This is a genomic window from Lysinibacillus sp. PWR01 (assembly GCF_043359455.1).
Classification (GTDB): domain Bacteria; phylum Bacillota; class Bacilli; order Bacillales_A; family Planococcaceae; genus Lysinibacillus; species Lysinibacillus fusiformis_F.
In genome coordinates this window covers 68,928-80,724 of the sequence record NZ_JBHERJ010000031.1, presented here as the reverse complement: position 1 = coordinate 80,724, position 11,797 = coordinate 68,928, and the positions used below count along the sequence as shown (strand labels likewise).

General features: G+C 36.6%; 8 protein-coding genes and 1 pseudogene. 8 read left to right on the top strand and 1 reads right to left on the bottom strand.

The annotated features are described in order from the left end of the window. The 6 genes and pseudogenes from ACEVFT_RS04245 to ACEVFT_RS04220 all read left to right on the top strand — a co-directional run. A pseudogene (locus ACEVFT_RS04245) lies at positions 1-187 on the top strand (hypothetical protein); the annotation flags it as partial. 82 nt (positions 188-269) lie between these two features. Beyond that, positions 270-1,592 carry an MFS transporter gene (locus ACEVFT_RS04240; protein WP_342442572.1) on the top strand — a complete coding sequence of 441 codons (1,323 nt, stop codon included), beginning with the start codon at positions 270-272 and terminating at the stop codon, positions 1,590-1,592. 65 nt (positions 1,593-1,657) lie between these two features. Further along, the gene (locus ACEVFT_RS04235; protein WP_205441546.1) at positions 1,658-2,560 is read left to right on the top strand and encodes a chemotaxis protein; all 903 of its coding nucleotides are present in this window, start codon (positions 1,658-1,660) and stop codon (positions 2,558-2,560) included. 165 nt (positions 2,561-2,725) lie between these two features. Then, on the top strand, positions 2,726-4,273 hold the full coding sequence (locus ACEVFT_RS04230) for a Ppx/GppA phosphatase family protein (RefSeq protein WP_393948268.1): 1,548 nt from the start codon (positions 2,726-2,728) through the stop codon (positions 4,271-4,273). After that, on the top strand, positions 4,270-6,426 hold the full coding sequence (locus ACEVFT_RS04225) for an RNA degradosome polyphosphate kinase (protein ID WP_342442574.1): 2,157 nt from the start codon (positions 4,270-4,272) through the stop codon (positions 6,424-6,426). Before ACEVFT_RS04230 ends, ACEVFT_RS04225 begins: the two co-directional genes overlap by 4 nt. A 29-nt stretch (positions 6,427-6,455) precedes the next feature. Further along, the gene (locus ACEVFT_RS04220) at positions 6,456-8,462 is read left to right on the top strand and encodes an EAL domain-containing protein (protein ID WP_342442575.1); all 2,007 of its coding nucleotides are present in this window, start codon (positions 6,456-6,458) and stop codon (positions 8,460-8,462) included. A 46-nt stretch (positions 8,463-8,508) separates the two neighbouring features. Here the strand turns inward: ACEVFT_RS04220 and ACEVFT_RS04215 are convergent, their stop codons facing one another. Then, on the bottom strand, positions 8,509-9,120 hold the full coding sequence (locus tag ACEVFT_RS04215; protein ID WP_205447273.1) for a TetR/AcrR family transcriptional regulator: 612 nt from the start codon (positions 9,118-9,120) through the stop codon (positions 8,509-8,511). A gap of 236 nt (positions 9,121-9,356) precedes the next feature. Between ACEVFT_RS04215 and ACEVFT_RS04210 the strand changes: the two genes are divergently transcribed. Together ACEVFT_RS04210 and ACEVFT_RS04205 are read left to right on the top strand one after the other, a co-directional pair. Continuing rightward, the gene (locus ACEVFT_RS04210) at positions 9,357-10,250 is read left to right on the top strand and encodes an NAD(P)-dependent oxidoreductase (RefSeq protein WP_205441553.1); all 894 of its coding nucleotides are present in this window, start codon (positions 9,357-9,359) and stop codon (positions 10,248-10,250) included. 15 nt (positions 10,251-10,265) lie between these two features. Then, positions 10,266-11,786, top strand: coding sequence for a CoA-acylating methylmalonate-semialdehyde dehydrogenase (locus ACEVFT_RS04205; protein WP_393948265.1), 1,521 nt, complete (start codon positions 10,266-10,268; stop codon positions 11,784-11,786). Positions 11,787-11,797 lie beyond the last annotated feature (11 nt).

Below are 11,797 nucleotides of genomic sequence, written 5' to 3'. Positions count from 1 at the left end.
AGGTGAGACCCTGGAGCGAACGCAAGTGAGTGAAGCGGCTCATCGGACGCCCCCTGGAAAGGACGCTGGCGGAACGGAAATCAACCACCTTTTTTTGATTTACACGGAAAACGATGGGAAACGAGTGTTCAAGTATCGACCATTTGGCAGTTATTTTTCAGTGAAATTACTGTTATATTGTAAATAATATTAATTTTCTTTAAAAAAAGGTATTTTTTATTACAGAGAGAAATTAATTGATTATTATAGAGAATGGAGGGGAGGGTTTTATGAAGAAGAGTACAGCAATAGACGTACAACATCGAAGTCAATTAGCCATTTATTTATCTTTGCCGATACTTTCATGGGCATTTTATGATTTTGCGAATACAATTTTTTCTTCAAATATAAATACAATATTTTTCCCGTTTTACATGGATGAGGTTTTAGGAACGAATGAAGTCATGCAACAAGTTGCGAGCACCTTTATATCCTATGCAAATGCCATTGCAAGCTTGTTACTCGTTATCTTTTCACCACTTTTCGGTGTTTGGATTGATAACACAGGTTATAAAAAGAGATTTATTGTATGGTTTGCATCCATATCTATTCTGTTTACGTTTATGATGGGCATATTTGCGAATGTACAAACCAATGTCAATTACTCTGGTGTGCCTCTTAGTTTGTTTTTGGTAGTTGCAAGTTTTGTTATAGCAAAATTTTTCTTTAATTCAAGTTTAGTATTTTACGATTCCATGATGGGAGATTTAGGGACAAAAGAAGAGATGCCGCTTATCTCAGGGTATGGTGTTGCCATCGGGTATCTTGGTACACTTTTTGGATTACTTGTTTATTTGTATGTTGGTAATAGCGATTTTCATCGAGCATTTATTCCAACGGCCATCCTGTATTTACTCTTTTCATTGCCATTATTCTTAATTAATAAAGATACACCGATTCCAAAATCACAGCGGAAATCCTTAAAGTTTTTAGATGGTTATAAAGAAATCATTCAAACATTTAAAGAGATGAAGCAATATAAAGCAATCTTTACCTTTATGATTGCTTATTTCTTTTTAAATGATGCCATTGCTACAACGATTGCCATGATGGCTGTTTATGCGACAACAATTGTTGGCTTTAGTTCTGGGCAATTTATCGTTCTTTACTTGGTATCTACGGTGTCCACAATAATTGGTTCCCTTGCATTTGGTTATATTACGAAATCAATAGGAGCTAAACGTGCTATAACGATTGTTTCGCTTATTATGATTGTTGCGTTGGTATTCGCTGTTTTTGCCACAGCACAATGGATGTTCTGGCTTGCTGGTAGTCTATTTGGTATATCTCTTGGATCAATGTGGGTAACATCTAGGACATATATTATTGAATTATCACCAAACGAGAAACGTGGACAATTTTTTGGCTTATTTGCCTTTTCAGGTAAAGTGTCATCCATTATCGGTCCAGCAGTATATGGAACCGTTACATTGTGGATGAAGGATTATGGTACTCTTGCTAGTCGCGTAGCTTTATCAACATTGATTGTTATGACTGTAGTTGGTCTATTGGTACATCTAAAAGTTAATGATAAAAATGGAAATAGCAAGTAGGAGAAATGTATTGCCTATGATACAATTGAATTATAAACAGATGTAGAGAAAGGAGCGGGGTTGCATTGGAACATAAAGGAATATTATTAGAAAGTGGCACAAATGAGCTAGAGATCGTTGAATTTGAAGTAGCAAACAATAAATTCGGTATCAATGTGATTAAAGTAAAAGAAATTATTCAACCGATCCCAGTAACATTTATCCCACACGCGCACCCGCATGTAGAAGGAATCATTCAATTACGAGGTGAGGTATTACCTGTTGTAGATATGCTACGAGTATTAGGGATTCAAGGTGCTGAGCGTAATCCACAACAAAAATATATTGTGGCAGAATTTAATAAACAACGTGTCGTTTTCCATGTAGATAATGTAACACAAATCCATCGTATTTCTTGGAATCAAATCGAAAAGCCTTCGGATATGTATCAAGGAGGAACATCACAAGTAATTGGTGTGATTAAACAGAATGAACAAATGATTCTATTACTAGATTTCGAAAGAATTATGGTGGACATCAATCCTGCTTCAGGTATTAGTGTAGAATCTGTTAAAAAGCTCGGCAAACGTGAGCGATCTGGAAAGCGAATTTTAATTGCAGAAGATTCACCGTTATTACGTAAATTACTATTCGACACGATGAGTGAAGCTGGTTATGACAACGTTGAATTCTTTGAAAATGGTCGCGATGCTTATGAATACTTAGAGGGAATTGCAAATAGTGGTAGTGATATAGCTGAGCATATTCAATTGGTGGTAACTGATATTGAAATGCCGCAAATGGACGGCCATCATTTAACACGAAAAATCAAAGAGCATCCCGATCTTCAAAAGCTTCCTGTCATCATTTTCTCAAGTCTAATTACGGATGATCTTCGTCACAAAGGTGATCAAGTAGGGGCAGAGGATCAAATAAGTAAGCCAGAAATTGCAGAGCTCATTTTACGTGTTGACCAACTTATTCTGTAAACACCATGGCTTACATGATACTTCACAATTTTAATAATGGGTATCCTGCAAGTATAAATAAATGAAAGTAAAGTCGGATGCCTTAATTAAGAGGGTCCGACTTTTTTGTATATGTCCAAATATTATGAACAAAATAAATTGTAGATGCTTGAAGGATGTGATTATTTGAATGAATTAAAAACAGCTATTATTGATATCGGCTCCAATACTATTCGATTAGTATTATATCAATATGATAATGATGAGGGACTTCGAGAGCTTGGAAATATTAAAACGGTAGCACGTTTGCGTACATATATACAGCCCTCAGGAGAGATGTCTGAAGAAGGTATTCAAGTGTTATCAGAAACTTTATTAACATTTAAAGCCATGCTTGAGGATTTTGAAGTAACCGATGTGAAAGCTGCTGCGACTGCTGCTATCCGACAAGCCACTAATCGAGATAAAATTATTGAGGAAATGAAAGAACGAACTGGTATCCAAATTGAGCTTTTATCAGAAGAGAAAGAAGCCTATTTTGGCTACGTTGCTGTTGCCTATTCCATGGGGACGAAATCGGCCGTGACGATTGATATCGGTGGTGGTAGTACCGAAATTACGCTGTTTGAAAATAAAGAAATTCAGCAATCACATAGTTTTCCTTTTGGGACAGTTTCTTTAAAGCAACGTTTTGTAAAAGGTGACATTATCAATAGTAGTGAAAAAAAGGAGCTCATCGCCTTTGTAAAAGAGCAATTCCAAACACTCCCTTGGATCCAGAATGCTGCTTTACCTATTATCGCCATTGGTGGTAGTGCGCGGAATATAGCGCAAATACATCAACAAAAGCATGATTATCCTATTGCCAGTGTTCATGGTTACGAAATGAAAAAGGGAAGTTTGGATGATTTAAGCTTATTTTTAGGGCAATTAAGCTTTCAAGAATTGAAACAATTGGATGGGCTCTCATCTGATCGTGCAGATATCATTGTACCTGCATTAGAGGTATTTAGAGTGTTGATGGAGGTAGTTGGTAGTGAGTCATTTCAACTGACAAAGCGAGGTTTACGTGAAGGTCTCATTATTCAACGGATTTTGCAAACAGATGCACAGGCATTTGATAAATACAATGTGTTTGAAGGAAATGCTAGAAGATTAGCACGTCAATATGGTCGGAGTGAAATGGAAGTTGATTACTTAATGCATTTGGCAGATCAATTGTATCGTGAATGTTGTCATTTAGGGTGCTTGCATTATAACCCAAAAGATTTACATTTATTAACAAAGGCTGCGAAGGTTTTTAATATAGGAGAGTATATTGAACTGAGCTCTTCAAGCCAACATACCTTTTACTTAATTGCGAATCAATCCATTGATGGTTTAAATCATTTAGAAAAAGTAAAACTAGCACTTCTTGCCTCCTATAAAAATAAAGATTATTTCGAACGATTTGCTGCTCCATTTGCAACATGGATGAGTCGAGAGGAATATCGCAAAATACGAGATTTCGGAGCGTTATTAAAATTTGTCTATGCATTAAATGTTTCAAAGCGCAATATCGTACATGCTATTGAGATGCACACGGAAGAAGATCATGTTCAGCTTGATATTTATGTAAAAAAGAATGCTGAGGCTGAAAAGTATCAAGCCAATCGACATAGGAAGCATTTAGAACGTGCATTAAAAATCCCAATGAAAATCAATTTTATTGAAGAAGGGTGGAACAATGGATGACAACTGAAGTAACGAAAAACGAGCTACATGAGGAAGAGTTTTCCGAAAACTACAATTTATTGTTAGAGGAAATTGCAAAGCCTCAATACTACAATAATCGCGAATTAAGCTGGCTTGCCTTTAATGAGCGAGTGTTAGAGGAAGCAGAGGATATTAATAATCCTCTGCTAGAGCGTTTAAAATTTTTAGCTATATTTAGTTCAAATTTAGATGAATTTTTTATGGTGCGTGTTGCAGGATTACAGGACCAAGTACGCGCTGGTTTTCATAAGCCCGAAAATAAATCTGGATTAACACCGAAAGAACAGCTGGCTAAAATCGCAGAGCGTACACAAGCATTAGTTCGTCGACAAACTGAGGTATATCGACATTTAATCTACGATTTACTGCCACAACATAATGTACATATTGCGGACATGAAAGATTTAAATAGCACGCAAAAATCATTTATCAATGAAATGTTTACAGAAACTATCTTCCCAGTTTTAACACCTGTGGCAGTGGATGCATATCGTCCTTTCCCAACCTTGCTTGGTAAAACCTTAAATTTACTAGTACTGATAGAGCAGGATGAGACAGATCTTGAAAGTCGTGAAAAAGTGGCGATTGTTCAGGTTCCATCTGTTTTAGATCGCTATATTAAAGTACCATCCGAAGAAGGGAAAACAGTTGTTGTTTTATTGGAGGATGTAATAGTAGCTCATATTGAAAAACTATTTTATGGCTATAGTGTAAAATCAGCGCAAGCCTTCCGTTTAACAAGAAATGCGGATTTAACTATCCATGAAGAGGGTGCTCGAGATCTTTTAGTGGAGATCGAAAAAGAGCTGAAAAAGCGAAAATGGGGAGTAGGTAGCCGTTTAGAAGTTCGAGTTGGAGAAATGAACGAGGAAGTGCTGCAATACTTATTAGATGAATTTGAAATAGAAGAATCCGATGTATTCCATATTGATGGACCGTTGGATTTAACGTTTATGTTCTCTTTTGTCAAAGGTATTTCTGTAGGTCGTGAGCATCTAGAATATGAAAGCTTTATCCCACAGCCACCTTTAGATTTACAGTCAGACGAAAATATTTTTGAAAAAGCACTTCAACAAGATATATTTTTCCATCATCCATATGAATCGTTTGCCCCTATTGTTGATTTTATTTCTGAGTCAGCTGTCAACCCGAATGTGTTAGCAATAAAACAAACATTATATCGAGTAAGTGGGAATTCGCCGATTATTCAAGCGTTAAAGCTTGCCGCTGAAAACGGTAAACAAGTAACAGTATTAGTTGAGCTAAAGGCCCGTTTCGATGAAGAAAATAATGTGCACTGGGCAAAACAATTAGAACAAGCGGGTTGTCTTGTGATTTATGGTATGAATAACCTAAAAACACACTCCAAAATCACACTAGTTGTTAGTCGTCGTCATGGCAAAATTGAACGTTTTGTCCATCTGGGTACAGGAAATTATAATGATGCTACTGCAAAAATCTATACGGATATGGGCATAATAACTACAGATAAAGAGTTTGGCATTGATGCGACAAATTTCTTTAACTACTTAAGTGGCTATACAGAAAAGCCTACCTTTAATCATTTAGTCGTGGCACCATTTGATATACGAGATGAGTTTATTCGTTTAATGGATGAGGAAATTGCCTGTCATAAAAAATATGGTAATGGTTTTATTCGTGCAAAAATGAATTCACTAACCGACAAGGACTTAATGATGAAGCTTTATGAGGCTTCGATTGCAGGTGTAAAGGTGGAGCTTATTATTCGTGGTATATGCTGTATTAGGCCAGGTATCCCAGGTATTAGTGAAAACATTACCGTAACAAGTATTGTTGGTCGTTTCCTTGAACATTCTCGTATTTATTGGTTCCATCATAATGGGGAAAACAAAGTCTATTTATCCTCCGCAGACATGATGACACGCAATATGATTAAACGTGTAGAAATTTTATTCCCTGTATATGCAAGTGAAGCAAAAACTCGTATTATTGACATAATGAATGCACAATTAATGGATACTGCCAAAGCACGTATTCAAGACTCTAATGGTAAGTATCATTACAAAGAGTTTGATCGCAGCGAAGATCCATTAAATAGCCAGGAAATTTTCTTGAAGGATGCATTAAAGCCTACGCTAGATGAAGAATAGAGCAAACACGCTACTTAGTGAGGGATAGAATGAAAAAATGTAGAGAAAGTGTAGCGCCATTTGCAGATTATCAACAGCTCATACAACTGAATCCATTTGATGCAGTCGCTTGTTTGAGAAAAGTTGATACGACAGCGTTTGAGGTCGTTGAATTTAATGAAAAGCTATCGTCATTGATTGAGCTGGAGGATATAACAGCCAAAAACGCGGAGAACTTTTTTACAAAGCAATGCTGGCTGCAATTGTCGGAACTTCTAAATCAAGAATTCAATAAACAGCATGTCCTAAAATTAGGTACTGGTCTTCAAGAGAAAACATTCGTGCTTCATGTTCAGCACTTTTCTGAATCAATGGTTGCCATTATTCTTCGAGCAACACCATTTGAAGAGAAGCCCTATTTACAATTCATTGAACAACATGTAAGTCCAGTGTTAACGGCAGATTTACAAGGTCGAATCATTCATCAAAATATTGCTGCTACTGCTCTACTATCGAGAGAGCAGCACAGTCTAATTGGACTAGATATTTTTTCATTATTAGAAAGTAAATATCTTAATGAATTCAAATTATTATTTACTAAAACAATTGAAGGTTCAGCGTTTGGCATGCCTAAATGTTTATTAAAGGGTCAATTGCTTAGTAAAGAGCCCTTTTATTTAAGAACGCATCCAACGTATTATAATGGTGAAGTTGTAGGTGTACACTTATTTGTTAAAGATGCTAATTCATTTATGAATGATCACGAAGCATTCTATTACCTAGCGCTGATGGACGAATTAACAGGTATTTGGAATCGAAAAGCTTTTAAGGAACATTGGCTACAACATTTAAATGATAAAAAACAGGAGCATAAGCAAGCGGCCCTTATTTTAGTTGACATTGACCGTTTTAAAAAGTTTAATGAATCCCTTGGTGAGAGCAAGGGAGACGAGTTGATGCGTATGTTTAGTCACAGGTTACGGGAGCTTTGCTACTCAAAATGTTCGCTATACCGATATAATAGTGATGAATTTATATTTGTACTAAAAGATGCAACTATCCAAAAAATTGAGCGAACTGCTAACTTGATCATGGACGTATTAAAACAGCCTTTTATGATAGATGGACAGGAATATTTTATTAGCGTGTCGATTGGGATTTCACTTAGTCCAGCAGATGGTAAAGATATCGAGACACTTGTACGGAAAGCAGATAAAGCTTTATTTTCTGTTAAAGAACATGGTCGATCGCATTACCGCTACTACCGTGAAGATATGACAGCCATTTTTCCAAATGAAGCATTGATGGAGGCACATTTACGTAGAGCAATCGAATTTAATGAGCTTAGTCTCCATTTACAACCACAAATGGATTTAGCAAATAATAGCATCAATAGCTTTGAAGCATTACTGCGTTGGAATAATCGTAAATTTGGTTTTGTATCACCTGCACAATTTATTCCTATTGCAGAAGCCTCAGGTTTAATTATTGAAATCGGTGATTGGATTATTGATGAGGTATGTCGTTACCAAAGAGAATGGCAATCGAAGGGATACCGTCCTGTACGTGTTGCAGTCAATATATCTCCAAAACAGTTTAGAAAAGAAAACTTTGCCCGAAAAATTAAAACAGCTTTAAAAAAATATGATGTTCCACCTGAATTATTAGAAGTAGAAATTACCGAAAGTTCTATGACAAACGTTCATGAAACATTTTCGATACTTACAGAACTGAAGCAATTAGGTGTTTATGTGTCTGTGGATGACTTTGGTACAGGCTATTCCTCCTTAAGTTATCTCAAGCGTTATCCAATTGATATTATTAAAATTGATCAGTCATTTATTGCAGATATAGCAAAGGATGACAAAAATGAAGCCATCATAAAGGCCATTATTTCAATGTCTCATAATTTAGGATTAGAGGTCATTGCAGAGGGTATTGAAGAACCAATACAAGTCGATTTTCTTAAACGTCATCGTTGTCAAAAAGGGCAAGGCTATTTGTATAATAAACCATTACCCGTTGAAACCATTGTACAACAATATTTTGTCAGCTAGAAAACAGGTAGCACTTTCATCGCAAAATAGATGAAGTGCTACTTTTTTATTTGTCGTTTTTAAGACCATTTAAGACAATTGCCGTAAATTGGGCCATCTCAGAGGCGAGGTCAAAATCTTCACTATGTATTAACCAATCATAAACATTGGCACGCATACAACGCTGAATAATTGATTGTATGGTAGTGGCAGATACATCTTGTCTAAATTCGCCTTGTTGAATGCCTTCCTCGATATATGTGTTCATTATTTGAAAAATCTTACGTTGGGGATTAATTAAATAATGATCCTGTTCTACTTGGTTTGTCATGGCAGCGGTATATACTGTACGTAATAAATCCTTTCCCACCACATTTGTTAAATACTTCATTTGCTCTTGATACACTAATAGTATTTTTTCACTTGCTGATAATGTACCATCAATCTTTTTTTCAACCGTACTATAAAAATGATCAAGTTCCATAAATTTTTCTAAAATAACATCATATTTAGATGGGAAATGTGTATAAAATGTACCCTTTGAAACATTGCAAGCCTTCGTAATTTGTTCAACAGATACATGTTCATAACCATATTTATTAAATAAATCCAAAGAGGTTTTCAATAATTTTTCACGTGTTTCCAATGCCTTTTTCTGTCTGCTTGTGAGTGCTTCCATTGTCACCTATTACCTCCTATATTAAGTATTGTGAAATATTTTCCATAAAAAACATTCTGAAAATATCGAATTTTTAATTGACGAGATGGATTTCTATTGATTATGATTTAATTGACCGAAGTCAGTGACCGTGGTCATTAAAATATCTTGTTATTAATGTTACTTTAAAAAATGAAAGTTGGCTAGTGCATCATCAAGCTTTTCTGTTGTATTTTCAAGAATTGGGGGAGGTCACAATGAAGGAAAAATTAGGTTTTATCGGCTTAGGGAATATGGGTTTACCAATGTCTATTAACTTATTAAGAGCAGATTATGAGGTGTATGGCTTCGATACAAATACAAAGGCAATGGAACAATTCGTAGCAGCAGGTGGTATCGGTCTTGAGACAGCTATGGATATTGCGAAACAATGTGATATTATTATGACCAGTTTGCCTACCCCTCACGTTGTAGAATTGGTTTTTCAGTCCGAACAAGGAATTTTACAACATGCAAAGAAGGGAAGCCTACTGATTGATTTTAGTACTGTTAATCCCGAATTGAATGATACGTTACATTCAGAAGCTAAAGCTTTGGGATTACGTTATTTGGGAGCACCTGTCAGTGGGGGTGTAATTGGGGCTGTCAATGCGACATTAACCATTATGGTTGGTGGTGACACAGATGATTATAAAAGTGCTGCTAAAATATTCGAAATAGTCGGGAAAAACGTTTATCACTTGGGCACATCTTCAAGTGTAGGAACGCGAATTAAATTACTCAATAACTTAATGATTGGTTTTTACACAGAGGCGGTCGCTGAAACAATTGTACTTGGCGAAAAAATGGGTATTCAGGCAGACACCCTATATGAAGTCTTAAGTAATAGCTATGGGCAAAGCCGTATTTATGAACGCAATTATGTGGAATATATGAAAAATGATAATTATGAGCCAGGCTTTTCGACAAATCTACTATTAAAAGATTTGAAGTTAGCTAAGGAAATGGCAGATGAAGCTGGCGTATCTCTACGAATCGGTGAAAAATTGGTGGATCTTTACAGTGAAATTGCTCAGCAGGGCTATGGAGAAAATGATATGTCTGCTGCTTATTTAAGCTTAAAAGAAAAATGTAAACTAGAACAATTTTAAGAGGAGGAAATGGATATGACAACAGCGCAAGAGGTTAAAACATTAACACATTTTATTGGCGGTAAATTGGTTGAAGGGAAAAGTGGCCGGTTTGGGTCGGTATTTAATCCAACAACAGGTGAAGTCATTGCTAAGGTTCCCCTTGCAACAGTAGAAGAAACACGAGATGCAATCGAGCAAGCTCAAGCAGCATTTCCAACTTGGCGTGATACATCAGTGGCTAAGCGTGCAGAAATTGTGCTAAAGTTCCGTAACCTTGTTACTGAAAATATGGAGGAGCTATTACAAATCATTTGTACTGAAAGCGGTAAAACGATTGAAGATGCCAAAGGTGAAATTACACGAGGACTTGAATCTGTCGACTTAGCCATCGGTGCGCCTCACTTAATGAAAGGAGAATACTCTGTTAATGTTGGAGGTCAAATAAATGCCTATTCTGCAAAATATCCATTAGGGGTTGTGGCGGCAATTTCTCCATTTAATTTCCCAATCATGGTGCCTTTAGCACAAACGAGTATGGCTATTGCTGTAGGAAATGCGGTTGTTTTAAAAGCATCGGAGCGTGTGCCAATGACTGCATTGTATGTTAGTGAGCTATGGAAGAAAGCTGGGTTGCCTGATGGCATTTGGACAGTGATCAATGGTGATAAAGATGCGGTCAACGAACTTTTAGAAAACCCAACTGTGCAAGCGATTTCATTCGTTGGATCAACACCAGTAGCAAAGTATATTTATGAAACAGGGTCAAAATATGGAAAGCGTGTAACAGCACTTGGTGGTGGTAAAAATAATATGGTCGTGATGCCAGATGCTGATCTTGAACAGGTAGCTAATGCCTTTATTGGAGCAGCTTATGGGGCAGCATCCCAGCGTTGTATGGCGATATCTACCATTATGCCTGTAGGAAAAGATACTGCAGACCGTCTAGTGGAGATCCTGAAGGAAAAAATTGCTAATCTAAAGGTAGGCCCATATACAAACCCTGATTCAGATTTTGGCCCTGTTATTTCTCAACAATCAAAAGAAGCAATACTTGCTGCAATTGATCGAGGAGAAACAGAAGGAGCTTCAGTAGTTTGCGATGGACGAGAACTTGACATTGTCAAAGAGTCTAAAGGATTTTATGTAGGACCTACATTATTAGATCATGTAAAGCCAGGCATGGAAGTTTATGAGCAAGAAATATTTGGCCCAGCTCGTAATGTTGTTCGTGTTGAGTCATTGGAGGAAGCTATTGCACTTATAAATAAGCATGAGCTAGGTAATGGTGTCACAATCTTTACCAATGATGGACTAGCAGCTCGAAAATTTACAACAGAAATTGATGTTGGCATGGTAGGTGTCAATGTACCAATTCCTATTCCAGTTGGCTATCATAACTTCGCTGGTTTTAAAGGCTCTCGTTTTGGCGAGGGGCATATGTTTGGCCCAGATCAAGCACGATTCTTTACAAAAACAAAGACAATTTCAGAGCGATGGATGGCAGGCAATGCATCCACAGCATCAACATTTGCATTCCCTAGCAATAACGACTAATAAAACCAAGA

Excerpts from the sequence above, each read along its gene's own strand:
- ACEVFT_RS04240 (WP_342442572.1), top strand. The coding sequence starts at position 270 with ATGAAGAAGAGTACAGCAATAGACGTACAACATCGAAGTCAATTAGCC.
- ACEVFT_RS04225 (WP_342442574.1), top strand. The coding sequence starts at position 4,270 with ATGACAACTGAAGTAACGAAAAACGAGCTACATGAGGAAGAGTTTTCC.
- ACEVFT_RS04220 (WP_342442575.1), top strand. The coding sequence starts at position 6,456 with ATGAAAAAATGTAGAGAAAGTGTAGCGCCATTTGCAGATTATCAACAG.
- ACEVFT_RS04215 (WP_205447273.1), bottom strand. The coding sequence starts at position 9,120 with ATGGAAGCACTCACAAGCAGACAGAAAAAGGCATTGGAAACACGTGAA.
- ACEVFT_RS04210 (WP_205441553.1), top strand. The coding sequence starts at position 9,357 with ATGAAGGAAAAATTAGGTTTTATCGGCTTAGGGAATATGGGTTTACCA.
- ACEVFT_RS04205 (WP_393948265.1), top strand. The coding sequence starts at position 10,266 with ATGACAACAGCGCAAGAGGTTAAAACATTAACACATTTTATTGGCGGT.